Here is a 25,165-nt window from a genome sequence, read left to right on the forward strand (position 1 = left end):
TTTCGGCGGCCATAGCGTGAGGGAAACGCCCGGTTACATTCCGAACCCGGAAGCTAAGCCTCACAGCGCCGATGGTACTGCAGGGGGGACCCTGTGGGAGAGTAGGACACCGCCGGACTTCTTTCGTAAGAGGGCCACCCAATGTTGGGTGGCCCTTTTTCGTGCCCGTGTGACCGCTGAGTTGATTCTCGCGGCTGTGTGGTGTGCAATATATTGCATGTCGCTGGCCCCCGTCTCCCGTCCGGTGTCGCTGCGCGACCACGCGTACACGGCGTTGCGCGACGCGATCGTGAGCGGACGGCTCGAGCCCGGCGCGCGTCTGCGGGACAGCGAGTTGGAGGAGTGGCTCGGCGTGAGCCGCACGCCCATCCGCGAGGCGATCGCCCGCCTCGAACTGGCGGGCCTGGTACGCACACGTCGCGCGAAGGCGACGGAAGTCGCGCCTCTCGACGAGCGCGAGGCTCTGGCCGCGCAACGCATCGCGGCGTCGCTGCACGAGCTGGCCATCCGAGAGGCCGTGCCTCAGCTGACGGCGTCGGGGATCGATGCGATGCGCGCCGCCAACGATCGCTTCGCGCTCGCGCTGCGGGACGCCGACGTCGACTCGGCGGTGGCGGCGGACGACGACTTCCACGGCGTCGCCGTGACGGCGAGTGCGAACCCTCTGCTCGGCACGTTGCTCGAGCAGGTGACCCCGCTCCTGCGACGCCTCGAGCGTGCGCGATTCTCGAGCCTAGCGGGGCGAGACTCCGTGTCGGCTCACGAGCGCATCATCGAGCTCGCTGCCGCCGGCGACGTCGACGGAGCGGCAGCCGCGACGCGCGAGAACTGGCTGACCCTCGAGCGCCTTCTGACCCATCCCGATCCCGCCTGAGCTCCGCCCGACTCCAGGAGAACCCCATGACCCTCGCCGACTTCCCGCGCCACCCGTTGACCTTCGGTCCGAGCCCCGTTCATCCTCTCGATCGTCTGTCGGCGCATCTCGGGGGTGCGCGGATCTGGGCCAAGCGGGAGGACGTCTCGAGCGGACTCGCATACGGCGGCAACAAGACCCGCAAGCTCGAGTACATCGTTCCCGACGCGCTCGCGCAGGGTGCGGATACGCTCGTGTCGATCGGCGGCATCCAGTCGAACCACACGCGTCAGGTCGCTGCGGTCGCCGCCCACCTCGGACTCCGCGCTGTCGTCGTTCAGGAGAGCTGGGTCGACTGGCCGGATGCCGTCAACGACCGTGTCGGCAACATCCTCCTGTCCCGCCTGATGGGCGCCGACGTGCGTCTCTCGCCCGCAGGGTTCGACATCGGCTTCCGGGACTCGTGGAAGGAAGCCATTGCGGATGTCGAGGCCGCAGGCGGCAAGCCCTACGCGATTCCCGCGGGGGCGAGCGATCACCGCCTCGGTGGCCTCGGGTTCGCCAACTGGGCGCACGAGGTGCGGCAGCAGGAGGAGCAGCTCGGGGTGTTCTTCGACACCATCGTGGTGTGCACGGTGACGGGGTCGACCCACGCGGGAATGGTGGCCGGATTCGCCGACCTCGCGGCCAACTTCGGCGACCGGCAGCGACGCGTCCTCGGGATCGATGCATCGGCGACGATCGAGAAGACCCGCGCCCAGGTCGAGCGCATCGCGCGCCGCACGGCCGAGCTGATCGGTGTCGGCCGCGAGCTTCATGACGACGAGATTCAGGTGCTGGAGGGCTGGGCGGGAGACAAGTACGGCATTCCTGTCGCTTCCACGGACGAGGCGATCCATCTCACGGGCCGGCTCGAGGGCGTCATCCTCGACCCTGTCTACGAGGGAAAGTCCATGGCGGGTCTGATCGACCTGGTCTCCTCCCGTGACATCCCCGCCGATTCGAACGTGCTCTACGCGCACCTGGGCGGCCAGCCGGCGATCAACGCCTACAGCGGCCGCTACCACTGAGCGGCGTCAGCGGCGCGTCGAGGCCGTCACGGTGAACTTGGGGTCACGAGCGATCTGACGCGTCGGTCCGATGATCCGCTCGAGCTCGGGGCGGTACCGCAGGGCGGAGTTCCACACGCACCAGAGCTCGCCGCCGGGGCGCAGCACCCGAGCGGCGTCTCGGAACAGGCGCGGTGCGACGCGGTCGCTCACGGCGGCCCCGGAGTGGAACGGCGGGTTCAGCGCGATCAGAGACGCGCTCGCGTCCGGTCGGCGAGACAGCAGGTCGTCGCGAGCGACCTCGACGCGGTCGGAGACTCCGTTGGCGCGCATGGTGGCGTTCGCAGAGGCGACAGCCACGGCCGACTGGTCGGAGGCGTAGACCCGAGCGCCGGGATGGCGGCGCGCCCACGTCGCCGCGACGACGCCCGTACCGCACGCGAAATCGATCCACGGGTCCTCTGCGGTGCCGCCCGCGGGGGAGGACGGAAGGTTGGCGAGCAGCAGTCGCGTGCCGATATCGATGCGAGCGCCGGCGAAGGCGCCTCCGAAGGCGCGGATCTCCAGTCCATCGATCCGGGCCGCGCGTGCCTCGGGAGGCGGGACCGCACCAGGTGTCCGCGCGATGAGCACCCGGGACTTCGCTCGCGCGTGCGTCACATCGACCCGCTCGAAGGCGCCACGGAGAACGTCGTTCATCGCGATGGTCATGTGCTTGACACGGCCGCCGGCGTAGACGACGACATCGGGGGATGCCGCTGCCGCGACGGTCGCCGCGATGTCGGCGAGGGCCTCGAGCGAGCGGGGCAGGCGGAGGAGCACGACGCGGGCGCCGGAGACGAGCGCCGCATCGAGCGGAAGCGAGGCGAAGGTCGCCTGCGGCATGAGACGCCTCGCGTTGGCAGCGAGAGCGGCTTCGCCGCTCAGGGGATCCTGGTGGACCCGGATGCCTTCGGCTCCCGCGGCCGCGGCGCCCAGGGTGAGCGCTCCGTAGCCGTCTCCGATGACCGTCAGCTCGCCCGGCCCGAGCGCGGCACGGGCCCCGCCGGATTCGTCGAGGATCAGGCGGTCGGCGGCATCCGCGGCGACCAGGCCGGGTGCCTCGACATCGGGCCAACGGCGGAGATGCGAGAGATCGAGCGCGCCGGACACCCGGGTAAGCCTAGTGCGAGCGAATGCAAGGGTTAGCCGGGCGGCGGCGGAGCGCGCAGACTGAACGCATGAGAACCATGCTTCGCTGGCTGCTCGCCGGCGCCATGATCTTCGCCGGTCTGAGCCACCTGTTCTGGGCGCGCCGTGATTTCCAGGCGCAGGTGCCCGATGCGATCGTCGACAGACTTCCGATCGACCGTGACGGCGTGGTCGTCGCCTCGGGCGCCGTCGAGGCTCTGTTCGGGGTGGCGCTTCTCGCCCTGCCGCGCGAGCGCTCACGCATCGGCGCTCTGCTCGCGGCGTTCTTCATCGCGGTCTTTCCCGGCAACGTCGACCAATGGCGGAAGGGACGCAGCGCGTTCGGGCTCGACACCGACCGGCGTCGCTTCGTCCGGCTCTTCTTCCAGCCGGTGCTCGTCGTGTGGGCGTGGTGGTCGACCCGTCAGCCGCGCGACACCGCATAACGGTGTTCCGGCCGGCCGGTCGACCCGTAACGAAGCCGCACCTCGACGACACCTCGACCGGCCATCGTGGCGAGATGACGCTGCGCCGTCGCGCGTGAGATGCCGCACTCGGCCGCGATCTCGCCCGCCGACGCCTCTCGGCTCCCGAGCGTCGTGAGGATCATCTGCTCGGTCGCCGAGCGCGTCGTCGTCGCGGGACCCCCGTGGACGATCGACAGTGCCCGGTCGACGTCGTCCTGCTCGAGCTCGACGGCATCGAGGACGTTGCGGTAGCGGGCGTACCGCTCGAGGCGCTCGCGCAGCGCACGCGCCTCGAAGGGTTTGATCAGGTAGCCGACGGCACCTGCGCGCAGGGCACGGCGCACCGTCTCGGCGTCGGCGGCGGCCGAGAGCACGATGGCATCGACGTCGATGGAGCGCACGAGCTCGACGCCCTCGCCGTCGGGCAGGTAGTTGTCGACGAGAACGAGGTCGGGTCGCCGCTCCGCGATCGCGGACCGGGCAGCGGCGACCGACCGCGCCGGCTCGAGCGCCCGGAAACCGGGCACCGCGTCGACCGCGTCGCGGTGGAGGCCTGCGACGCGGAAGTCGTCGTCGACGACGAGCACGCGCAGCGGGTCAGTCGTGGTCATGAGTCGTCCTCCTCGGATCGGGATGCGGTGGCATCGCGGGTTGCAGCGGTGCGGAGCACCCCGGGCAGGCGTGCGGCGAAGACGGCTCCGAATGCCGCGGGGCCGTGGCCGCCGGGATCGATCAGCCACACGTCTCCGCCCAGACGGCGTGCGAGCTCACGCGACAACGGCAGGCCGATCCCTCGCCCTCGGACACGGTCGTCGCTCGGTCCGCTCGACGGCGCGAACACATCGCGGCCGGCCGGGACGCCCGGCCCCGAATCGGCGACGGTGGTCACGAGAGCATCGCCGTCGCCGAGGAAGGTGACTTCGACCCAGCGGGGCTCGGTTCCGCGCCCGGCCGCCGTCACCGCGTTGTCGATGAGGTTGCCGACGACGGCCGCGGCATCCTCGACACGCGCCAGCTCGCCGAGCACGAGGGTGTCGTCGCCGACCACGATGCTCACGCCGCTCGCGGCCGCGTCGCCCGCCTTCGCTGCCAGCAGGGCCTGCAGGAACAGGTCGTCGACTCGCTCGATGCGTGCGACGGCCGTCGGCACGCTGCCCCGCTCCAGCAGCTCGTCGAGGAAGGCGCGGGCGTCGGCGACCCGCTCGGCGTCGATCAGGCCGGCCGCGACGTGCAGACGATTCGAGAACTCGTGCCGCTGCACCCGGAGAGCGCCGGTGACGGTCTGTACCGAAGAGAGCTGCTCGCCGAGCTCGGCGACATCCGTCCGGTCTCGGACGATGACGACGTCGCCGAGCTCTCGCCCGCCGCGCCGCACCGGATGGACGTCGACGGCGACCACCCGCGGGCCCACCACGACGTCGTGCAGGGGGAGCCCCCTCGCGATCGCCGACACGACGGCCTCCGGCAGGGGCAGCTCGCTGAGCGGCCTGCCCACCGAGCCCTCGATCCCGAGCAGCCGTTCCGCCGCCTCCGATGCGACGCGGACGATGCCGTTCTCATCGAGGGCGAGCACGCCGTCGCCGATGCCGTCGAGCACGGCGCTCTGCTGCTGCACGAGCGCCGTCAGCTCCTCCGGCTGCAGTCCCAGGGTCGTCTTCTCCCAGCGGCGACGCAGGACGGAGCCCGCCGCGACGCCGACGCCGAGCGCGAGCAGCGCGGCGACCCCGATCGCGAGCAGGACCGTCGGCAGGTCATCGAGCACGCTGCCCTCTTCGAAGCCCACGCTCACCTCGCCGACCGGCTCACCGCCGCCGGGTGCCAGGACGGGCACCTTCGCTCGAGCCGACCGGCCGAGGGTTCCGACCTCCCAGTCGACGACCTCCTCGCCGGCCAGGACGCGGTCGAACGGGGTCGACACGGTCTCGCCGAGCCGCTGCGGGCTGGGATGCGCGAGCCGGATGCCGTGGTCGTCCGTGATCACGACGAAGAGCGCGTCCGTCCGCTCGGCGACGGCCGAGGCGGTGCGCTGCAGCGGCCCGTCGACGAGATCGGCGGCGGCCGGGGTGCCGGGGTCGGCCGACCACCCGGCGACGGCCGCTCGCACCTCGGGCGCCGCGGCGACCGAGCGAGCGATGTTGAGGGCGTTCCCCTCCGCGGCGGTGCGCACCTGCGTCACCGCGATCACCGCGAACGCGGCCGTGCACACGAGCAGCACGGTGGCGACGACGGCCAGCTGCACGAGGAAGAGCCGCGTGGTGAACCGCATCCGACCTCTCCTCGTCCGCGCGCAGAATGCGCAGAACACACGCTACGCGCTCAAGTCGCCGGAATGCGCCCAAGCGCGCGACTCGGGCGCGACGCGGCCTAGGTTCGACGGATCGCACCGCTGGCCCGTGCGCCCGCCGACGAAGGAGTCGACATGACCCACCCCGCCATCCTCACTGCTGCTGCTGCCGCAGACGAGGGCTACGACCTCGCCTTCATCCCGCCCGAGGGCGTTCTCGTCGCACTCGGGTTCACGATGGTGCTCACCTTCATGGCGCTCATCATGACCCGCCGGCTCACGCCGATGGTCGCCCTCATCCTCGTGCCGACGGCGTTCGGCCTGTTCGCCGGTGCCGGCCTGGGCCTCGGCGACATGATCATCGACGCCATCACGAGCATGGCGCCGACGGCGGCACTGCTCATGTTCGCCATCATGTACTTCGGCATCATGATCGACGTGGGCCTGTTCGACCCGCTCATCCGGGTGATCACGCGCGTGCTGAAGGACGACCCCGCGAAGGTCGTGCTCGGCACCGCCGTGCTCGCAGCGGTCGTCTCGCTCGACGGCGACGGCTCGACGACCTTCATCATCACGACCTCGGCGATGCTGCCGATCTATCTGCGCCTGGGCATGAGCCCGGTCGTGCTCACCTGCGTCGCGGGCCTGATGAACGGCACGATGAACATCGTTCCGTGGGGCGGTCCGACCGTGCGGGCCGCGTCGGCGCTCGGCCTGCAGCCGACCGACGTCTTCGTGCCGATGCTGCCATCGCTCGCGGCCGGCATCGTCGTCTCGTTGACCTTCGCCTGGTTCCTCGGGCTGTCCGAGCGTCGACGGCTCGCCGGCAGCATCGACACGTCCCGTCTCGGCGGGGGAGACGGCGTGCTCGGCGGCCCCAAGCTCTTCCGCGGCGCCGATCCCCGCCCGGGTGCTCTCGCGACGCTGCGCACCGGCAACGTCGTGACCGTGCGCGGGCGCAAGCCCGTGCCGGCGGCGCAGTGGGTCGAGGAGCGCGACACCGCGATGGCCGACACCATGCTCGACCCGAACCGCGCGACGCTGCGCCCCCGCCTGGTGTGGGTGAACCTCGCCCTCACGCTCGTGGTGATGGTGCTGCTCGTCCTCGACCTGTTCCCGCTCGCCTACGTGTTCATGGTCGGCGCGGCACTCGCGCTCGTCATCAACTTCCCGAAGCTCAAGCAGCAGGCCGATGAGATCGTCGCCCACGCGCCATCGATCGTCGGGGTCGTCTCGATGGTGCTCGCCGCGGGCGTGCTCGTGGGTGTGTTGAACGGCACCGGGATGGTGGCGGCGATGGCCTCGTGGGTCACCGAGGTGATCCCGTCGCAGCTCGGACCGCACCTCGCGGTGATCACGGGCGTCCTGTCGATCCCGTTCACGTTCTTCATGTCGAACGACGCCTTCTACTTCGGCATCCTCCCGATCCTCGCCGAGAGCGCCGCGACCTACGGCATCGAGCCGGTCGAGATGGCGCGCGCATCCATCACGGGGCAGCCGGTCCATCTGCAGAGCCCGCTCGTTCCCGCGATCCTGCTGCTGGTGTCGCTCGCGAACGTCAACCTCGGCGACCACCACAAGAAGGTGCTGTGGCGCGCGTCGATCGTCTCGCTCGTCATGCTCGCCGTCGCCGTGCTCGTCGGGGTGGTGCCCTTCGCGGCGTGAGGGCGCTCAGCTCTCCTGCGGGTAGCGCACGCCGATCTGAGCGCGGATGTCGTCGAGGACACCCATGATCGCGACGGTCTCGGCGATCGGCAGGATGTCGCCGTCGGTCCGCCCGGCGGCGATGAGCGCCTCGGCCTCGAGCGCCTGGAACTGCATGCCGCGGCCCTGGATCTCGGACCGGTACTCCTCGAGGACGGTGCCGTCATGCGAGAGGACCCGGAAGTCGGTGGCGGCGTACCAGACGCCCGAGATCTCGATGCGGGCCTCGGTTCCGACGATGTGGGCCGTGTTGGGCCCCGCGCCGCGCGAGGACGACACCGTGGTCGAAACCGCGCCCGAGGGATGCGTCATGACCGTGGCGACCTCGGCATCGGCGCCGGTCTCCATCAGCCGGGCCACCGCGCGGGTCTGCGTCGGCAGTCCCAGCAGGTCGCACACGAACGACACCGGGTAGATGCCGAGGTCGAGCAGCGCCCCGCCGCCGAGCGACAGGTCGTTGAGCCGGTGGGCGGGATCGTCCGAGATCCGCTGCGTGTGGTCGGCGAACACCGTGCGGATCTCTCCCAGGGTCCCGGCGGCCACGATCTCGCGCAGCCGCACCATGTGCGGGAGGTACCGGGTCCACATCGCCTCCATGACGAGGACGCCCGCGTCGGCCGCGAGGTCGCGCAGCGCGACGGCCTCGTCGCGGTTGAGCGTGAACGGCTTCTCGACCAGGACATGCTTGCCGTGCTGGATCGCCAGCGCGGCGGCATCGCGGTGCCCGGGGTGGGGCGTGGCGATGTAGATGATGTCGACCTCGGGATCGGTCGCGAGCTGCTCGTACGAGGCGTGGGCATGAGGGATGCCGTACTCGGCTGCGAAGCGGTCGGCGGACTCCTGCGTCCGCGAACCGACCGCCACGACCTCGCGGCCCGCCGTCTGCAGGTCGCGGGTGAATGCGTGGGCGATCCCGCCGGTCGCCAGGATGCCCCACCGCAGGCCGGCGTGCGAGGCGCCGGACGTCATCTGATTCGTCATACCGCGAGCCTAGCCAGGGGTGCGACCACGCGCGCGGCGTAGGCTCGCAGGGTGGACACCGCCGCCGTCGAACGCTTCCGCGAGCTGCTGCGGATCCCGACCGTCTCGCACACCGACCCGGCTGCGTCCGACGCGGCCCCGTTCGCCCGCTTCCGCGACACGCTCCGCCGGCTCTACCCGCTCCTTCATGCCGAGCTCGAGGGCGAGCTCGTGGGCGAGCACGCCATGCTCTACCGCTGGCGCGGCCACGCGCCCGATGCACCGCTCGTGCTCATGGCGCACTACGACGTCGTCCCCGTCGTGCCCGACGAATGGACGCATCCGCCCTTCGATGCCGTCCTGACCGGCGAGGGGGAGGAGGCGACGATCCACGCGCGTGGAGCGATCGACGACAAGGGGTCGCTCGTCGCGATCCTCGAAGCCGTCGAGGCCCTCGTCGGCGAAGGGTGGCGGCCGGCCCGCGACGTGTACCTCGCGTTCGGTCACGACGAGGAGGTCGCCGGGCTCGGCGCCCCCGCGATCGTCGACCTTCTGCGCGAGCGAGGCGTCCGGCCGGCCCTCGTGCTCGACGAGGGAGGTGCGGTCGTCTCGGGCGCTGTGCCCGGCGTCGACAGCGAGACCGCGATGATCGGCGTCGCCGAGCGCGGGGTGATGACCCTGGGCCTCACGGCCCGAGAAGCGGGAGGCCACGCATCCACGCCGCCGCCTCTTCCCGCCACTGCGAGGCTCGCGCGCGCGATCGACCGGCTGCAGCGGCATCCCGCTCCGGTGCGGCTCGCGCCGCCCGTTCGGGCGATGTTCCGCACCCTCGCACCGTTCGCCCGTGAGCCCTTCCGCTCCGTCTTCCTGAACCTCGCGGTCACCGGCGGGCTGCTCGCGCGGGTGCTGCCCCGCTTCGGCGCCGAGACGAACGCGCTCGTGCGGACGACCGCCGTCGTGACGGAGCTCAGGGGCGCGGACGGCGAGAACGTCCTCGCGACGACGGCTCGCGCGGCGGTCAACATCCGTCTGCTCACGGGCGATTCCGTCACCGAGGCGACCGAGCGAGCACGCCGAGCGATAGCCGACCCGCTGATCGAGATCGACGTCCGCCACGGCTCGGATCCCTCACCCGTGTCGCCCTGGCGCGGTGAGGGGTGGCGCCGGATCGCGACGGCAGTCGGCTCGGCTCTCGGTACCGATGTCGTCCCGACGCCGTACCTGCAGCTCGGTGCGAGCGACAGCAGATGGTTCACAGCGATCTGCGAGAACGTCTACCGCTTCGCGCCCTTCCGGCTCACCGCATCCGAGCGTGAAGCCCTCCACGCGCACGACGAGCGCATCAGGGTCGACGTGTGGCTGCGGGGGATCGGCTTCTACCGCGACCTGCTGCGTCTCAGCTGATCCGAGTCCGCCGCGGCGGGGTATCGGACACGCCCGTGAGGAACGCCACGATGTCGTCGGCGCTCGCCGAGATCTCGGGACCGCGTCCGAACGTCCAGCCCGCATCGGTCGCGCGGACGGTGTGCCCCGCGATCGCCGCGCGTCGCGCGAACGGCGCTTTCGCCCCGGCCGCGAGCGCGACCGCGCCGGCGATGTCGAAGGGGAGCGGCGGTCGGTCGCCCGGCAAGCCGAGGTAGGCGCGGGTGACCGCGGTCAGTTCGCGGATGCTGCGCCGTCGCCCCTGCGCGATCTCGTCGGCGACCTCACCGAGGGCCGCGCCGCCGCCGATGTCGCGCGACAGCCCCGCCTCGTCGAGGAAGGCGCGTCGGCGGTCGCTGGAGGCGGCGTCGAACACCGGCGCGGCGAGAGCGAGGAGCGCGGCGATCTGAGCGCGCCGGTCGGGCGTTGTCACGTCGTCCGGGGAACGGTGACTCAGGGGCAGGAAGCGCGCCACGTCGGACATGCGGTCAGCATACGGCGACGGCGAGGGTTCGGCCTCGCGAGTCGACGGTGTGACGATGGGGGACGCCGTCACACGCGCGCGGCTCCCTCCCGTGTGACTGTCACATTCCCCCGGCGCGTGTTTTCGAAACTTGCCGGTGCATAATGGGCTCGAGCCGATGTGAACGTGCGCATCGGGCCGGAGGAAACATGAGCGAAGACGCTGCGGGCCGTCGCCCGAGCATTCGCGATGTCGCGCGGCTGGCCGGCGTATCGCACCAGACGGTGTCGCGCGTCCTGAACAACCATCCGAGCATCCGCCCCGAGACCAAGGAGCGCGTGCTCGCCGTGATGGCCGAGCTCGACTACAGCCCCAATCGTGCCGCCCGCGCACTCGTGACGAGCAGGTCGCACACCATCGGCGTGCTGACCTCGTCCGCGACGCAGTACGGCCCCGCATCCTCCATCGCGGCCATCGAGTCGGCTGCGCGCGAGCGCGGCTACTGGGTCTCGACCGCCAACGTCGACGCCCGGGATCCGAGTTCGATCCAGGCGGGGCTCGCCCACCTGGTGGCGCAGGCGGTCGAGGGGCTCGTCGTGATCGCGCCGCAAGTGCGCGTGTTCCGTGCTCTCGCCGCCCAGCCGATCGGCATTCCGTACGTGACCCTGCAGTCGACCGAGGTGGACCCGGGCCACGCGCTGTCGGTCGACCAGATCGCCGGCGCCCGGCTGGCCACGCGCCATCTCATCGAGCTCGGCCACCGGTCGATCTACCACATCGCCGGCCCGCAGGACTGGATCGAGGCCGAGGCGCGGATGCGCGGATTCCTCGAGGAGATGAGCGACTCGGACATCCCGACGACGGCGCCCGTGCTGGGGGACTGGACTGCGGAGTTCGGGTACTACGCCGGTCGTGAGCTGCTGCGCGTCCGGGACTTCACCGCGATCTTCTCGTCGAACGACCAGATGGCGCTCGGGCTTCTGCACGCGATTCGCGATGAGGGGCTGGACTGCCCCCGCGACATCAGCATCATCGGATTCGACGACATTCCCGAGGCGGCGCACTTCTGGCCGCCGCTGTCGACCGTGCGCCAGGACTTCGCCGAGCTGGGGCGTCGCTGCGTGGACCTGCTGCTCGGCCAGGGATCGGGCGAGGTGGACCCGGCCGTGCTCGTGCCCGAGCTGGTGGTGCGGTCCTCGACCGGCGCGCGCCGCTGAGCCGTCGTTATCGATCCGAGACACGCCGGGAGTTGACACCCCCGTTCCGACCGTGGCTATAGTGTCGCAATGTGAACGGTCACATTGATCGTCACACGATCGAGGCCCGCCGACGGTGGCGGGCGAAGGAGCACTCGAGTGGCACGCAACGCAGCGATCAGCAGCGAGTATGTCGACGGCGTCAAGGTCGAAGTCGCGGTGGCGCGGGTTCGGGCCGAGGTGGCGTCGCTGCACGCGGAGCTGGTGCGTTACGGGCTGGTCGTGTGGACCGGCGGCAACGTGTCGGGGCGGGTTCCGGGGGCTGATCTGTTCGTGATCAAGCCGTCGGGGGTGTCGTATGACGAGTTGGCTCCGGAGAACATGATCGTGTGCGATCTGGACGGCAATGTGGTGCCGGGGACGCCGGGCAGTGATCGGTCGCCGTCGAGTGACACGGCCGCTCATGCGTATGTGTATCGGAACATGCCCGAGGTGGGTGGTGTGGTGCACACGCATTCGACGTATGCGGTGGCGTGGGCGGCGCGGGGTGAGGAGATCCCGTGTGTGATCACGGCGATGGCCGATGAGTTCGGGGGGCCGATTCCGGTGGGGCCGTTCGCGATCATCGGTGATGACTCGATCGGTCGGGGGATCGTGCAGACGCTTCGGGGGCATCGTTCTCGGGCGGTGCTGATGCAGAACCATGGGCCGTTCACGATCGGGTCGAGTGCGAAGGATGCGGTCAAGGCTGCGGTGATGGTGGAGGACGTGGCTCGCACGGTTCACATCGCCCGGCAGGCGGGGGAGCTGCTCCCGATCCCGCAGGACGCGATCGATGCGTTGTACGACCGGTATCAGAACGTTTACGGACAGACCACCGACGACCGCCGGTAGCCCCGCACCGGGGCGCGGTCACCATTTCCCGCAAGACAGTGAAGTCACTGGAAAGGACACACAGTGAACAAGAAGTTCCTGTTCGCAGCAGCGACGCTCGCCGTCGGCGCCCTGGCGCTCTCGGCCTGCTCCAACACCGGCGGCGGCGCCGGCGGCGGTGAGGGCGGCGGCGACGGCGGCCTCATCGGCGTCGCGATGCCCACCAAGAGCTCGGAGCGCTGGATCCAGGACGGCGACGCCGTCAAGAAGGCACTGGAGGACCAGGGCTACCAGGTCGACCTCCAGTACGCCGAGGACGACATCCCCACCCAGGTCTCGCAGATCGAGAACATGATCACCAAGGGCGCCGAGGCGCTCATCGTGGCCTCGATCGACGGCACCACGCTGACCGAGGCGCTGCAGAACGCCGCGGACGCCGACATCCCCGTCATCGCCTACGACCGACTCATCAAGGGCACCGAGAACGTCGACTACTACGCCACGTTCGACAACGCGCTCGTCGGCCGTCAGCAGGCATGGACCGTCCTGAACGGACTCGGTCTGACCGACCTCGAGGGCAACCCGCTCGACGGCGCCCCCGCGGGCCCCTTCAACATCGAGCTGTTCGCCGGCTCGCTCGACGACAACAACGCGTTCTTCTTCTGGGACGGCGCGATGGAGGTCCTCGAGCCCCTCATCGACGACGGCACGCTCGTGGTGAAGTCGGGCCAGACCGACATCGAGCAGGCCGCGACGCTGCGCTGGGACGGCGAGACCGCTCAGAGCCGCATGGAGGACATCCTCACGGCCAACTACTCCGACGGCACGCAGGTCGACGCGGTCCTCTCGCCCTACGACGGCATCTCGCGCGGCATCATCTCCGCGCTCGAGGGCGCGGGATACTCGCTCGGCGCCGAGTGGCCCATCATCTCGGGCCAGGACGCCGAGGTCGACTCGGTCAAGGCGATCCTCGCCGGTGAGCAGTACGCCACCATCTTCAAGGACACCCGCGAGCTCGCCAAGGTCGCTGCCGACATGGCCGCCGCTGCCCTGAAGGGCGAGGAGCCCGAGGTCAACGACACCGAGACGTACGACAACGACGTCAAGGTGGTCCCCTCGTTCCTGCTGGCCCCGGTCCCCGTCGTGAAGGACAACGTCGAGTCCGCTCTCGTCGAGACCGGTTACTGGACCGCCGAAGAGCTCGGTCTCTGAGCCGCGGCATCCGCCCATCCTCGGAACGGCGGCGGGAGCTTCCCTGCTCCCGCCGCCGCACCCGAGAAACCATCCACCCCACAAGGAAGTCGGAGACGTGAGCGAAACCATCCTCGAGATGCGCGGGATCACCAAGACCTTCCCCGGCGTCAAGGCGCTCTCGAATGTCAATCTCGCCGTCCAGCGCGGCGAGATCCATGCGATCTGCGGTGAGAACGGCGCGGGGAAGTCGACCCTCATGAAGGTGCTGTCGGGGGTCTACCCGCACGGCACCTACGACGGCGAGATCGTCTATGCGGGCGACACCGTCGAGTTCAAGAATCTGCGCGACAGCGAGGCGCGCGGCATCGTCATCATCCACCAGGAGCTGGCGCTCAGCCCGTACCTCTCGATCGCCGAGAACATCTTCCTCAACAACGAACGGAAGGGCGTCGGCGGCCTCATCGACTGGAACAAGACCAACTTCGCCGCCGCCGAGCTGCTGCGTCGCGTCGGGCTCAAGGAGAACCCGACGACGAAGGTCAACCAGATCGGTGTCGGCAAGCAGCAGCTGGTCGAGATCGCGAAGGCCCTGTCGAAGGAGGTCAAGCTCCTCATCCTCGACGAGCCGACCGCCGCGCTCAACGACGAGGACTCCGACCACCTGCTCGACCTGATTCTGAGCCTGCGCGAGCAGGGCATCACGTCGATCATCATCAGCCACAAGCTGAACGAGATCAAGAAGGTCGCCGACACCGTCACCGTCATCCGCGACGGCAAGACCATCGAGACGATCTCGAAGAACGACGTCACCGAGGACCGCATCATCAAAGACATGGTGGGCCGCGACCTCGAGCACCGCTACCCCGACCACGAGCCTCAGATCGGCGACGAGCTGCTGCGGGTCGAGAACTGGACCGCGCACCACCCGCAGGACCCGACCCGCGTCGTCGTCGACGACGTGTCGGTGACCGTCCGTGCGGGCGAGATCGTCGGCATCGCCGGGCTCATGGGCGCCGGGCGCACCGAGTTCGCGATGAGCCTGTTCGGTCACAGCTACGGCACCCGCATCTCGGGCAAGGTGTTCATGCGCGGCAAGGAGATCCGCACGCGCACCGTCTCCGAGGCCATCGCCAACGGGCTCGCGTACGCCACCGAGGATCGCAAGACGTACGGCCTGAACCTCATCGAAGACATCAAGCGCAACATCTCGATGGCGTCGCTGAAGAAGCTCGAGAAGGCCGGTCTGGTCGACGACAACGAGGAGTTCTCGGTCGCCAACCAGTACCGCAAGAGCATGAACATCAAGGCGCCGACCGTCCTGGCCAAGACCGGCAAGCTCTCCGGCGGCAACCAGCAGAAGGTCGTGCTGTCGAAGTGGATCTACTCCGATCCCGAGGTGCTCATTCTCGACGAGCCCACCCGCGGCATCGACGTGGGGGCGAAGTACGAGATCTACACGATCATCAACAAGCTCGCCGCAGCGGGGAAGGGGATCATCGTGATCTCGTCCGAGCTGCCCGAGCTGCTCGGCATCTCCGACCGCGTGTACGCCCTCTCCGAGGGGCGCATCACCGGTGAGCTGCCCATCGCCGACGCGACCCCCGAGTCGGTCCTCAAACTCATGACCATGGAGAAGCCCCGCTGAGCGGGGCCGCAGGAGATCCTCGAATGTCTCAGAACCTGAACGCTCCCGAGACCGCCGCCGGCGGCGGGATCAACCCGAACGAGAACCGCTTCACGCGGTGGCTCGGACACATCCTCGCCGACCTCGGCAAGAACGGCATCTTCATCGCGCTGATCGCGGTGGTCGCCCTCTTCGCCATCCTCACCAACGGCATCCTGCTGCGCCCGCAGAACCTGTCGAACCTGGTGGTGCAGAACGGCTACATCCTGGTGCTGGCCATCGGCATGGTGATGATCATCATCGCCGGCCACATCGACCTCTCCGTCGGATCCGTCGCCGCGTTCATCGGTGCCGTCTCCGGTGTGTTCGCGGTCAAGATGGGCATGCCGTGGTGGCTCGCCATCGTCCTGTCGCTCCTGATCGGCGCGCTCGTGGGGGCCTGGCAGGGCTTCTGGGTCGCCTACGTCGGCATACCCGCGTTCATCGTGACATTGGCGGGCATGCTCATCTTCCGAGGTCTCGCACTCGTCGTGCTGGGCAACGCGAACATCGGTTCGTTCCCCACCGAGTACCGAGCGCTCGGCAACGGCTTCCTGGCGGGCATCTTCGGTGAATCCGATCCCGACCTGTTCACTCTCGTCATCGGCGCGCTCGGTATCGTCGCCCTGATCGTGCAGCAGTGGCGCACCCGCGCCGGACGCCAGAAGTACTCGCAGGACGTCGAGCCGCTGGTCTGGTTCGTCGCGAAGCTCGCCCTCATCGCCGTCGTCATCGGATGGTTCACGTGGGCGCTCGCCTCATACAAGGGCATCCCCGTCACCCTGATCGTGCTCGCGGTGCTGGTGCTGGTGTACGGCATCGTCATGAACCGCACGGTGTTCGGCCGCCACATCTACGCGATCGGCGGCAACCGCCACGCGGCCGAGCTCTCGGGCATCAAGACGCGCCGCGCGGACTTCTGGCTGTTCGTCAACATGGGCGTGCTCGCCGCTCTCGCCGGACTCATCTTCACCGCGCGACTGAACCTCGCCGGCCCCAAGGCCGGTGACGGCTTCGAACTCGAGGCGATCTCGGCGGCCTTCATCGGCGGCGCGGCGGTGCAGGGTGGTGTCGGCACCATCGGCGGTGCGATCATCGGTGGCCTCATCATCGGTGTGCTCAACAACGGCATGTCGATCATGGGCATCGGCATCGAGTGGCAGCAGGCCGTGAAGGGTCTGGTGCTGCTGCTCGCGGTCGCCTTCGACGTCTACAACAAGCGGCGCTCGGGCAACTGATCCCGGCGCGCACACGAAGCGGCGCCCGCGCCGGCATCCTTCCGAGGATCGCCGGTGCGGGCGCCGCTTCGCTGTGCTCCGGAGCCACCGCCGGGCGGTCAGGCGGTCAGGGCACGAGGGTGATCTTGCCCGGCGTGTGGGCCGCGACGAGACGGTGGGCCTCGGCGGCTTCGGCGAGGGGCAGCTCGGGCCCCAGCTCGACGCGGAAGGCGCCGGCGGCGAGCAGCGCCGCCACCACCGGGATCGCCTCGGCCCGCCAGGCCACCTGCTGCTCGGTGAGCGGTTCGGGGCTTCCGCCGGAGAACGCGCGGATGCCGAGCCCTGCGGCATCCGCTCCGCGTACGATCGTCGCGATGCGCGACCGGTCGGCGACGAGCTCGAGCGAGACCTCGAGCGCTTCGTCGGTGCCGGCGCAGTCGAGCGCCACGGTCACGCCCTGCGGCGCGGCAGCCCGGACGCGGTCGGCGAGTCCGTCGCCGTATCCGACGGGCGTCGCGCCGAGCTCGCGGACGCGGTCCGCGCGGGCGTCGCTCGCCGTGGCGACGACGGACGCTCCGCGGAGCCGGGCGAACTGGATGGCGGCCTGACCGACCGACCCGCTGCCGCCGTGGATCAGCAGGGTGTCGGCCGGGCCGACGTCGAGGGACCGCAGCGCCTGGTACGCCGTCGCCACCGGGATGCCGAGCGCCGCGCCGACGGCGGGGGAGACGCCGGCGGGGAGAGGCGTGAGCTTGTCGGGCGTGACGACGATGTCGGTCGCGTAGACGCCGCTCGCCCCGAACACCACGACGTCGTCGCCGACGCGAAAACCGTCGACATCGGCGCCGACCTCGGTGACGACGCCGGCGCCGTCGTTGCCGACGCGCCGGGGCTTCGAGATCGTGGCGGAGGGCCGCAGACCCGCCCGGAGCTTGTGATCGATCGGGTTGACCCCGGCCGCGGTCACGCGCACCCGCACCTGACCTGGGCCCGGCGCGGGCACCTCGATCTCGCTGAGGGTGAGGACCTCGGGTCCGCCGAACTCGGAATACGTCACTGCATGGGCCATGGGGCCACGCTACCGACTGATCAGCCCGTGCCGGCGAGCGTCTTGGTGATCCGCTGGATCGATACCGGCTCGGCGGTGCCCAGGCGCTGGGCGAACAGGCTCACACGGTACTCCTCGAGCAGCCATCGGGCATGCCGGAGGTTCGCGGGAGCGTCGTCGGCCGGCGGGATCGTCCCGCCCGCCTCGGCGAAGAGCGCCGCGGCGCGCTCGAACTCCGTGAGGCGCTGCCGGTCGCGTCCGGGATTGTCGCTCAGGGTCGACACGCGATCGAGGGCGCCCTGGAGGTAGCGGGGCAGGTGCGCGAGACGGGCGGTTCCCGTCCGCGAGAGGAACCCGGGGAACACCAGCCCGGCGAGCTGCTGCTTCACATCGCCGAGAGCGGCGAGCAGGACCATCGAGTTCTCCTTGCGGATCGCCCGCTCGACGTCGCGCTGAAGGGTGAGGATGCGTGCGCTGAGCGAGACGGTCTGGAACAGCTCGTCGACGACAGCCGCCGAGAAGGCGTCGCGCACCGCCTGGAACTGCGCCGGCGTGCGGACGGATGCCGCGGTGCGGTCGATGACGGCATCGGCCACGGCGACGCGCGCGTCTTCGATGAGCGCCTTGGCCGACGGGTACGGGGAGGCCGCGAGCGCGAGCTTCTCGGGCGCCGTGAGGTGATCGAGGACATAGGTCGCCGGAGACGGGACGGACAGCAGGACGAGCCGCCGGACGCCCGCGCGGGTCAGGCGGCGGGCCCGCTCCGGGGTCGCCTCGATGCGCAGGGCGACGGAGGCTCCCTCGTCGACGAGGGCGGGGTATCCGCGCACGACGCCGCCGGCGACCCTCGTGTCGACGAGCTCGGGAAGGTCGCCGAAAGTCCAGTCGGTCAGGCCGGTCTGCTCGGCGATGCCCGACCGCTGGTCGCCCGCCGGCCCCGCGGCCGTCGCCCCGGCGGGAGATCCTGCGGCGGGTGACGCTGCGGCGGGCTGGGCTCCAGGACGCGGGGCGGCCTTCGCGAGCGAACGCGCGACGGAGGCGCGGCTGCGGCTGGCGAGCCGTTGCTGCAGCTCGGCGAGGTCGCGTGACGAGCCGAGCGGGCGCCCGCGCTCGTCGACAGCGCGGAACGACATCGACAGGTGGGCGGGCACGCGCTCGAGGTCGAAGTCGGCCGCCGTGACGGGCTGGTTCGCGACGCGCTGGATGCGAGCGGCGAGCGCGTCGCGCAGGGTGCGTGCGGGAAGGCCGTCGTGTGACTCGGGACCATCGCCGGCCAGCTCCTCGGCGAACCGCGATGCCCAGTCGGCGGCGGGGACGACATGCCGACGGATCGCCTTGGGGAGTGCGCGCAGGAGCCCCGCGATCAGCTCGTCGCGCAGCCCCGGCACCTGCCAGTCGAAGCCGTCGGGGCGGAGGGAGGCGAGGAGCGCGAGCGGTACGACGACGCTGACGCCGTCATCGGGGGCGCCCGGTTCGAAGCGGTAGGCGAGCGACAGCACCTGATCGCCTTGTCGCCAGCGCGCGGGGAAGGCGCGTTCGTCGGTGCCAGCGGCATCCCCGGCCAGGTCGCCCTCGGTCATGTCGAGCAGGCGCGGCGTGCGTGCTGCGGCATCGCGCCACCACGCCTCGAACGACCGCACGTCGAACACGTCGCGCGGGATGCGTGCGTCGTAGAAGGCGAAGACCGCCTCGTCGCCGACGAGGATGTCGCGGCGCCGCTCGCGCTCCTCGATCTTCTCGAGGCGTCGCCGCAGTTCGAGGTTGCGTCGCTCGAACGCGGTCAGGCGCTTGTCGAGGTGCGCGGAGTTCCAGTCGCCCTCGACGAGCGCGTGGCGCAGGAACAGTTCGCGTGCGAGCTCGCGGTCGCGTCCGGCGAGCTGCACGCGGCGGCGTGGGACGATCTCGACACCGAAGAGGGTGACCTTCTCGGCGGCGACGGCGGCCCCGGCATCCTTCGACCAGTGCGGGTCGCTCATCGACCGGTGGGCGAGATCTCCGGCGAGCTCCTCGGCCCAGGCGGGATCGATCGCGGCCACCGTGCGCGCATACAGTCGCGACGTCTCGACGAGCTCGGCGGCCATCACCGCGTCGGGCGAGGCCTTGCGCAAGCCCGACCCGGGGAAGATCGCGAACTTCGCGCCGCGCGCGCCGCGGTACTCGGCGCGCGGACGCGTCGGCTTGCCCCCGCCGCTTCGGCCGGTCGCGGCGCGGGCGGTCGCGGTGCTCCGGGTGTCGAGCACACCGATCTGCGAGAGGAGACCGGCGAGGACCGCCCGGTGGACGCGGTCGGGATGCGCCGCGCCCGTTCCGTCCGAGGAGGGCTCGTCGCGTCCGCGCTTTCCGCGGTCGCGATCGCCGCGGGCGAGCGTGCTGAGCTGGCGGTGGACGTCGAACCACTCCCGGACGCGTACGTAGTTCAGGTGCTCCGCCCGGCAGGTGCGGCGGAACGCGCTGGAGCCGAGCTCGCGCTGCTGATCCTGGAGGTGGTTCCACAGGTTCAGCAGCGTCAGGAAGTCGCTCGTCGGGTCGGTGAACCGCGCGTGCAGCCGGTCGGCTTCCTCGCGTCGCTCCTCCGGGCGCTCGCGGACATCCTGGATCGACATGCCCGCCACGATCGCGAGGACGTCGCGGGTCACGCCGAGGGTGCGCGCCTCGACCAGCATGCGCGCGAATCGCGGATCGATCGGCAGACGCGAGATCTCGCGGCCGGTGTCGGTCAGCCGCCAGGCGCCCTTCTCATCGCGGCGCACCGCCCGCAGCTCCACGAGCAGATCGAAGGCGGCCTTCACGCCGCGGGAGTCCGGCGGGGTCAGGAACGGGAAGTCCGCGATGTCGCCGAATCCGAGCGCGAGCATCTGAAGGACCACCGACGCGAGGGAGGTGCGGAGGATCTCCGGCTCGGTGAACTCCGGACGCGAGGTGAAGTCATCCTCGGCGTAGAGCCGGATGGCGATACCCGCCGATGTTCGGCCGGCTCGCCCGGCGCGCTGCTGCGCCGATGCCTGCGACACGGCCTCGATCGGCAACCGCTGGATCTTCGACCGGTTGCTGTAGCGCGAGATGCGTGCCGTGCCCGCGTCGACGACATAGCGGATGCCGGGAACGGTCAGGCTCGTCTCGGCGACGTTGGTGGCGAGGATGACCCGGCGCCGCACCCCCGCGACCCGCGAGGGCTCGAAGACGCGGTGCTGCTCCGCGGCGGAGAGCCGCCCGTAGAGCGGCAGCACCTCGGTCGGGCGGGCATCCCTCGCATATGCCGAGCGCACGGCGTCCATCGCGTCGCGGATCTCGGCTTCGCCGGGGAGGAAGACGAGCACGTCGCCGTCGGCTTCGCGGTCGAGCTCGCGCAGAGCCGCGACGAGCCCGTCGACGTCGTCCGTGGCCGTCTCGTCATCGCCGGAGTCGTCGTGCGGCCGGTACCGCACCTCGACAGGGTAGGTGCGACCCGAGACCTCGATGATCGGCGCGGGGACGCCCTGGGCGTCGGCGAAGTGCGCGGCGAAGCTCTCGGGGTCGATCGTCGCCGAGGTGACGATGACCTTCAGGTCGGGGCGGCGGGGGAGGATGCGGCGCAGGTAGCCGAGGAGGAAGTCGATGTTGAGCGAGCGCTCGTGCGCCTCGTCGATGATGATCGTGTCGTACCGGCGCAGCATCCGGTCGCGGTGGATCTCGTTCAGCAGGATGCCGTCGGTGACCAGCGCGACCTGAGTCTCGGCCGAGACCTGGTCGGTGAAGCGGACCTTGTAGCCGACGGCCCCGCCGAGCGGGACCTCCATCTCGGCGGCGATGCGCTCGGCGACCGTGCGCGCGGCGATCCGGCGCGGCTGCGTGTGCGCGATGCTCGTGCGCCCGAGCTCGAGGCAGATCTTCGGCAGCTGCGTCGTCTTGCCCGAGCCGGTGGCACCCGCGACGATCACGACCTGGTGATCGCGGATGGCGCGCGCGATCTCGTCCCGTGCCGCGCTGACGGGCAGCTCGGGCGGGAAGGAGATCACAGGGGCGGGCGTGGACACAGCCCTCCATCGTACGGCGCTGCGGCGCGTTTCAGGCTTGTTCGTCGCGGATCTCGTCGAGGAGCGGCAGGTCGGCAGCGGTCACGAGGCGTGAGAGAACGGCGTGCTCGACCAGACGCGCGCGGCGATTGGTGGCGAGCTTGCCCACGCCGCCGCGGAGGCCGCGCACGCCCTCGCGGTCGAGCTTGTCGCAGACGTTGTCGAGCTTGCGGTTGAACGTCGTCAGCGGCCAGCCCAGTCGCTCCGCCGCGGCTGCCGACGTGGGCACCTGGCTCGAGCCCACCATGCCGCCGCGCAGGATCGGCTCGCACATGGCCAGGAGCAGCAGTCGCTGGCTGGAGGTCAGCGCGACCGCACCGACGGTCGTCGTGCCGACATGCTCGTCCGCGGTGCGGGGGAAGCTGTCTCGGACGGTGAAGCGCGACCCGTCGGTGTGCACCGTCAGCTCGTACGTGTAGGCGCCCGCCGTGAACATCACCACGAGAGCGGGGAACACCAGCGGAACGCGAGCGCCGGGGCCCAGCACCGCCTGGTAGGCACCGTCGGGCGTGGCGAGACTCACCGAGATCGACTGGCCGATGTTCGACAGCCACCACAGGCCGTGCTCGGCGTCGATCGCGAGCAGCCGTCGGTGCAGGTACGGGTTCGTGTCGATGACGAGGTCGGCGTCTCGCCCGATCGCGTAGGTGGTTCCCGCGACGGGGCGGAACCACTCGCCGCAGAACTCGATTGCGACGCTCTCGGCGATCTCGCCCGCGGCGGCGCCCACCTCCTCGCGGTCGTGCTCGTCGGTGTCGTTGTCGATGGCTGTCATGCTCCTCCTCCGATCATCATCACGACGGCTGTCGCGGCGGCGCCCAGGACGATCGCCCCGATCCCGATGACCGCGATGACCGTTGCCGTGCCACGACGTCGCGACGCGGTCGTCGGCGCGGTCTGTCGAACCGGCGCCTCCACGCGGACCCGGGACACCTCGGCGAGCCGGGGCGTCGCCCGGACCCGGTAGCGCTCGCCGTCGTCGTCCGGTCCCATCGCCAGACGTTCGGTGTCGACGCGGCCGCGGACGAGGTCGTCGCGCCGCTCACGGCGCACGAACGCCGTCGGCTCGCTGTCGGGATCTACCGCGGGCGCCTCGTCGCGTGCAGGGACATCGGTCGCGGCGGGGATCGACCGGGACACCAGACGCGTCCGGTCGTCGTCCGGTCCGGTGTTCCGGACGGACAGCACGGTTCGATCGTCGTCGGAGACGGACGTGCGAGCCGAGAGGACGGTGCGCTCGTCGGAATCCTGGTCGACCGGACCGTCGTCCCCGGGGCTGCGGCGGCGATGGGCGATGACGGTGCGGTCGACACCATCGGGCTCGGGGTCGACATCGTCGCCGGCCCGGCGCCGGCCGGCCAGCACGGTGTGGTCGTCCGCGGGGGCACGCCGGGTCGACAACACGGTGTGGTCGTCACCGTCGGAGGCGTCAGCGCTCGGCTCCCGAGCGTCGAGGTGCGTGATCGGGAGGTGCCGGTCCGCCTCGATGCGCTGCAGCGCCAGACCGAACTCGGCGGCGGTCGGACCGCCGCCCGCCTCTCCCGCCCCGAGAGTCGTGAGCACGAGCGTCTCCAACTCGGCGGGCACCGAATCGGCGCCCTCGAGGGGTGAGGCCGTCTCGGCGATGGGCCGTCCCGTCAGCAGCTCGGTCGCCGCGACGGCCAGGCCGTGCACATCCGCGGCCCGCGCCGCCGGGGTCGCGTTGCGCTCGCCGCGGCGGAGCAGGGCATCGGTGTCGAAGCCGATCAGCGCCGGCCACCCGTAGTCCGTCGTCAGGACGTTCTCGATGCGGATCCGCCCGTGGGTGACACCGTGCCGGTGCGCGGTCTCGACGGCGCCGCACAGGCGGACCAGCAGTCGGAGCGCCTCGGGCACGCTCATCGGTCGGCGCGACGCCGTCTCGGCCAGGTCGGCGCGCGAGCAGTACTCCATCACGAGGTACGGGCGACCGTCGTCGGTGGTGCCGGCGGAGTGGATCGTCGCGACGCTGGGATGAGCGGACAGGGCGACGAGTCGAGCGGAGGCCGCTGTGAAGACCGAGCGCTCATCACCGTCGAGCGGGTCACGGAGGACCTTCACCGCGGCGCGGTCCCGTCCCGAGGCATCCCGGTACAGGTGCACGTCGGCGCGATCGCTCGAGGCCAGGATCCGCTCCGGCCGGCGGCCGTCGATGTCGCCCGGAGCCGGCAGGGGCTGTCGCGACCGCCGGCGCAGCTCAGCCATGGTCCGCTCGGCGGCGTCGAGAGCGCGCCGTGGCGACCTCGACCGTCGCGGTGACCGATTCGCTGTTCATGATGCCTCCGGTCGTGTCCTCGAGGCGGGGACTGATGCCGCCCGCGACGACGTCCAGCACGATCGTGCTGATGTTGTCGCGGCCGCCGTGGGCCAGGGCCTGGGCGACGAGGGACTCCGCCGTCTGGGCGGGGGAGCCGCCCATCATCAGGCCGGCACGGAGCGCCTCGTCGGAGAGTTCCCCGGTCAGCCCGTCGGAGCACACGACGATGCGCTCACCGGTGACGATCGGGATGAGCCAGAAGTCGGCGCGGCTGCGCTCGCCGCCGATGGCGCGGGTGATGACGTTCCGGCCTTCGTACGTCGCCATCTGCTCGCGCGTGAGCTGACCGGCGTCGACCAGCTCCTGTGCCACCGAATGGTCGATCGTCAGCTGCTCCAGCCGCTCGGCGAGCAGTCGGTAGACCCGCGAGTCGCCGACGTTGACGATGAGCCAGCGCCGCACACCGCCCTGCTGAACGGCGACGACTCCCGACAGGGTGGAGCCGGCTCCGCGGGAGGTTCCGGCAGCGACGACGGCGACCGCCGAATGAGCACGCTCGACGGCGTCCGCGACCTCCTCTGGCCGCAGGTCGTCGCGACCGACCAGCGGCCGGAAGACCTCGATGACCGCGGCCGAGGCACGGTCGCCCGCGTCGTGTCCGCCCATGCCGTCGGCCACGACGAACACGGGATACTCGGCCAGCAGCGCATCCTCGTTCACGGATCGACGGCGCCCGGTGTCGGTCCGGCTGCCGCTGGTCACGTGGACATCGATCGGAGGCGTCGCGGTGGTCATCAGGCCTCGGTGAGCTCGAGCTCGGCGTCTCCGAGGTGGAAGACCCCCGAAACGGGCGTCGGTCCCGAGGCCTCGACGTCGTCGGGGCCGACGAACACGCCGTTGGTGGAGGCCAGGTCGGTGATCGTCCAGCCCGAGCCGGTGTGCTGGAGCAGGGCGTGCGTCTTCGAGACCGTGCGGGTGACGTCGTCGATCGCGATCGCCTGCGCATCCGGCGCCTGATCGGGCGCGAGCGGGTTGCGTCCGAGCACGACGGCGGTGGCCGACAGCGCAACCGACGACCCGTTCGGCAGCCGGAGACTGGTCTGCGGACCGCGTCGTGCGGCGAGGACGGTGCGTTCGTCGACGTCCCCCTCGTCGGCCGCGAGAGCCGCAGCGGGAGCCGGCGAGGGTACCGCAGCGGCCGCCGGGGCGGGGGCGGACCACGACTGCGGAGTCGGATCGGCCGGTGCCGCCTCGGCGGGCGGGGGCGGCGGGGCC

At 70.7% G+C, this 25,165-nt stretch carries 21 protein-coding genes and 1 rRNA gene; 11 read left to right on the forward strand and 11 right to left on the reverse strand.

Translation table 11 applies throughout. The features are described 5' to 3' along the window. Position 1 precedes the first annotated feature (1 nt). From rrf to CBF90_RS15855, 3 genes are all read left to right on the forward strand, one after another. A 5S ribosomal RNA gene (rrf, locus tag CBF90_RS15845) occupies positions 2 to 118 on the forward strand. Positions 119 to 217: 99 nt separating this feature from the next. Further along, positions 218 to 874, forward strand: a complete 657-nt coding sequence (locus CBF90_RS15850; RefSeq protein WP_088381059.1) for a GntR family transcriptional regulator — start codon at positions 218 to 220, stop codon at positions 872 to 874. Between the two features lie 26 nt (positions 875 to 900). Further along, on the forward strand, positions 901 to 1,923 hold the full coding sequence (locus CBF90_RS15855; protein ID WP_088381060.1) for a 1-aminocyclopropane-1-carboxylate deaminase: 1,023 nt from the start codon (positions 901 to 903) through the stop codon (positions 1,921 to 1,923). A 6-nt stretch (positions 1,924 to 1,929) separates the two neighbouring features. On the opposite strand, the gene CBF90_RS15860 is transcribed toward CBF90_RS15855, so the two are convergent. Beyond that, positions 1,930 to 3,054 carry a class I SAM-dependent methyltransferase gene (locus CBF90_RS15860; protein WP_088381061.1) on the reverse strand — a complete coding sequence of 375 codons (1,125 nt, stop codon included), beginning with the start codon at positions 3,052 to 3,054 and terminating at the stop codon, positions 1,930 to 1,932. 68 nt (positions 3,055 to 3,122) lie between these two features. On the opposite strand from CBF90_RS15860, the gene CBF90_RS15865 reads away from it, so the two are divergent. Further along, on the forward strand, positions 3,123 to 3,518 hold the full coding sequence (locus CBF90_RS15865) for a membrane protein (protein WP_036304552.1): 396 nt from the start codon (positions 3,123 to 3,125) through the stop codon (positions 3,516 to 3,518). Here the strand turns inward: CBF90_RS15865 and CBF90_RS15870 are convergent. Both CBF90_RS15870 and CBF90_RS15875 read right to left on the reverse strand, forming a co-directional pair. Then, the gene (locus tag CBF90_RS15870) at positions 3,497 to 4,150 is read right to left on the reverse strand and encodes a response regulator (RefSeq protein WP_023950227.1); all 654 of its coding nucleotides are present in this window, start codon (positions 4,148 to 4,150) and stop codon (positions 3,497 to 3,499) included. The two genes, CBF90_RS15865 and CBF90_RS15870, sit on opposite strands and share 22 nt — an antisense overlap. Further along, the gene (locus CBF90_RS15875; protein ID WP_088381062.1) at positions 4,147 to 5,805 is read right to left on the reverse strand and encodes a sensor histidine kinase; all 1,659 of its coding nucleotides are present in this window, start codon (positions 5,803 to 5,805) and stop codon (positions 4,147 to 4,149) included. The genes CBF90_RS15870 and CBF90_RS15875 overlap by 4 nt, the downstream gene beginning before the upstream one ends. Positions 5,806 to 5,958: 153 nt before the next feature. On the opposite strand from CBF90_RS15875, the gene CBF90_RS15880 reads away from it, so the two are divergent. Then, on the forward strand, positions 5,959 to 7,488 hold the full coding sequence (locus CBF90_RS15880) for a CitMHS family transporter (protein ID WP_064955585.1): 1,530 nt from the start codon (positions 5,959 to 5,961) through the stop codon (positions 7,486 to 7,488). A 6-nt stretch (positions 7,489 to 7,494) separates the two neighbouring features. On the opposite strand, the gene CBF90_RS15885 is transcribed toward CBF90_RS15880, so the two are convergent. Further along, positions 7,495 to 8,508, reverse strand: coding sequence for a Gfo/Idh/MocA family protein (locus CBF90_RS15885; protein ID WP_197690597.1), 1,014 nt, complete (start codon positions 8,506 to 8,508; stop codon positions 7,495 to 7,497). 51 nt (positions 8,509 to 8,559) lie between these two features. On the opposite strand from CBF90_RS15885, the gene CBF90_RS15890 reads away from it, so the two are divergent. After that, positions 8,560 to 9,891, forward strand: coding sequence for a M20/M25/M40 family metallo-hydrolase (locus CBF90_RS15890; protein WP_088381064.1), 1,332 nt, complete (start codon positions 8,560 to 8,562; stop codon positions 9,889 to 9,891). Here CBF90_RS15890 and CBF90_RS15895 read toward each other — a convergent pair. Continuing rightward, positions 9,884 to 10,393 (reverse strand): hypothetical protein, encoded by a 510-nt coding sequence (locus CBF90_RS15895; RefSeq protein ID WP_088381069.1) that lies wholly within the window; start codon positions 10,391 to 10,393, stop codon positions 9,884 to 9,886. The genes CBF90_RS15890 and CBF90_RS15895 overlap by 8 nt on opposite strands. 188 nt (positions 10,394 to 10,581) lie before the next feature. Between CBF90_RS15895 and CBF90_RS15900 the strand changes: the two genes are divergently transcribed. The 5 genes from CBF90_RS15900 to mmsB all read left to right on the forward strand — a co-directional run bounded on the left by CBF90_RS15900 (position 10,582) and on the right by mmsB (position 16,536). Further along, entirely contained in the window at positions 10,582 to 11,589 is a 1,008-nt protein-coding gene (locus tag CBF90_RS15900; RefSeq protein WP_023950239.1) for a LacI family DNA-binding transcriptional regulator, read from the forward strand. A 156-nt stretch (positions 11,590 to 11,745) separates the two neighbouring features. Next, positions 11,746 to 12,462, forward strand: a complete 717-nt coding sequence (locus CBF90_RS15905) for an L-ribulose-5-phosphate 4-epimerase (protein ID WP_071919348.1) — start codon at positions 11,746 to 11,748, stop codon at positions 12,460 to 12,462. A 63-nt stretch (positions 12,463 to 12,525) separates the two neighbouring features. Further along, positions 12,526 to 13,653 (forward strand): multiple monosaccharide ABC transporter substrate-binding protein, encoded by a 1,128-nt coding sequence (gene chvE, locus CBF90_RS15910; protein ID WP_064955581.1) that lies wholly within the window; start codon positions 12,526 to 12,528, stop codon positions 13,651 to 13,653. Positions 13,654 to 13,750: 97 nt separating this feature from the next. Next, positions 13,751 to 15,280, forward strand: coding sequence for a multiple monosaccharide ABC transporter ATP-binding protein (gene mmsA, locus CBF90_RS15915; RefSeq protein ID WP_023950245.1), 1,530 nt, complete (start codon positions 13,751 to 13,753; stop codon positions 15,278 to 15,280). A gap of 23 nt (positions 15,281 to 15,303) precedes the next feature. Beyond that, the gene (mmsB, locus tag CBF90_RS15920; protein ID WP_023950246.1) at positions 15,304 to 16,536 is read left to right on the forward strand and encodes a multiple monosaccharide ABC transporter permease; all 1,233 of its coding nucleotides are present in this window, start codon (positions 15,304 to 15,306) and stop codon (positions 16,534 to 16,536) included. A gap of 106 nt (positions 16,537 to 16,642) precedes the next feature. Here mmsB and CBF90_RS15925 read toward each other — a convergent pair whose 3' ends face one another. From CBF90_RS15925 to CBF90_RS15950, 6 genes are all read right to left on the reverse strand, one after another. Further along, a complete protein-coding gene (locus CBF90_RS15925) occupies positions 16,643 to 17,584 on the reverse strand; it encodes an NADP-dependent oxidoreductase (RefSeq protein WP_088381065.1) in 942 nt (313 codons plus the stop codon). 20 nt (positions 17,585 to 17,604) lie between these two features. Beyond that, a complete protein-coding gene (gene hrpA, locus CBF90_RS15930) occupies positions 17,605 to 21,576 on the reverse strand; it encodes an ATP-dependent RNA helicase HrpA (RefSeq protein WP_088381066.1) in 3,972 nt (1,323 codons plus the stop codon). A 31-nt stretch (positions 21,577 to 21,607) separates the two neighbouring features. Next, entirely contained in the window at positions 21,608 to 22,324 is a 717-nt protein-coding gene (locus CBF90_RS15935) for a hypothetical protein (RefSeq protein WP_036304804.1), read from the reverse strand. 62 nt (positions 22,325 to 22,386) lie between these two features. Next, complete coding sequence (locus tag CBF90_RS15940) at positions 22,387 to 23,838, reverse strand: protein kinase (protein ID WP_088381067.1); 1,452 nt, start codon at positions 23,836 to 23,838, stop codon at positions 22,387 to 22,389. Beyond that, a complete protein-coding gene (locus CBF90_RS15945) occupies positions 23,831 to 24,685 on the reverse strand; it encodes a PP2C family serine/threonine-protein phosphatase (RefSeq protein ID WP_023950256.1) in 855 nt (284 codons plus the stop codon). The genes CBF90_RS15940 and CBF90_RS15945 overlap by 8 nt, the downstream gene beginning before the upstream one ends. After that, on the reverse strand, positions 24,685 to 25,165 hold a 481-nt coding region (locus tag CBF90_RS15950; protein WP_088381068.1), incomplete at its 5' end, for an FHA domain-containing protein. The genes CBF90_RS15950 and CBF90_RS15945, both read right to left, overlap by 1 nt.

It is taken from the genome of Microbacterium sp. AISO3 (genome assembly GCF_002204305.1).
Classification (GTDB): Bacteria; Actinomycetota; Actinomycetes; order Actinomycetales; family Microbacteriaceae; genus Microbacterium; species Microbacterium arborescens.

What these genes read in the sequence shown, in the direction of transcription:
- CBF90_RS15850 (WP_088381059.1), top strand. Translation starts at nt 218, where the DNA reads ATGTCGCTGGCCCCCGTCTCCCGTCCGGTGTCGCTGCGCGACCACGCG.
- CBF90_RS15855 (WP_088381060.1), top strand. Translation starts at nt 901, where the DNA reads ATGACCCTCGCCGACTTCCCGCGCCACCCGTTGACCTTCGGTCCGAGC.
- CBF90_RS15865 (WP_036304552.1), top strand. Translation starts at nt 3,123, where the DNA reads ATGAGAACCATGCTTCGCTGGCTGCTCGCCGGCGCCATGATCTTCGCC.
- CBF90_RS15870 (WP_023950227.1), bottom strand. Translation starts at nt 4,150, where the DNA reads ATGACCACGACTGACCCGCTGCGCGTGCTCGTCGTCGACGACGACTTC.
- CBF90_RS15875 (WP_088381062.1), bottom strand. Translation starts at nt 5,805, where the DNA reads ATGCGGTTCACCACGCGGCTCTTCCTCGTGCAGCTGGCCGTCGTCGCC.
- CBF90_RS15880 (WP_064955585.1), top strand. Translation starts at nt 5,959, where the DNA reads ATGACCCACCCCGCCATCCTCACTGCTGCTGCTGCCGCAGACGAGGGC.
- CBF90_RS15885 (WP_197690597.1), bottom strand. Translation starts at nt 8,508, where the DNA reads ATGACGAATCAGATGACGTCCGGCGCCTCGCACGCCGGCCTGCGGTGG.
- CBF90_RS15895 (WP_088381069.1), bottom strand. Translation starts at nt 10,393, where the DNA reads ATGTCCGACGTGGCGCGCTTCCTGCCCCTGAGTCACCGTTCCCCGGAC.
- CBF90_RS15900 (WP_023950239.1), top strand. Translation starts at nt 10,582, where the DNA reads ATGAGCGAAGACGCTGCGGGCCGTCGCCCGAGCATTCGCGATGTCGCG.
- mmsB (WP_023950246.1), top strand. Translation starts at nt 15,304, where the DNA reads ATGTCTCAGAACCTGAACGCTCCCGAGACCGCCGCCGGCGGCGGGATC.
- CBF90_RS15925 (WP_088381065.1), bottom strand. Translation starts at nt 17,584, where the DNA reads ATGGCCCATGCAGTGACGTATTCCGAGTTCGGCGGACCCGAGGTCCTC.
- CBF90_RS15940 (WP_088381067.1), bottom strand. Translation starts at nt 23,838, where the DNA reads ATGGCTGAGCTGCGCCGGCGGTCGCGACAGCCCCTGCCGGCTCCGGGC.
- CBF90_RS15945 (WP_023950256.1), bottom strand. Translation starts at nt 24,685, where the DNA reads ATGACCACCGCGACGCCTCCGATCGATGTCCACGTGACCAGCGGCAGC.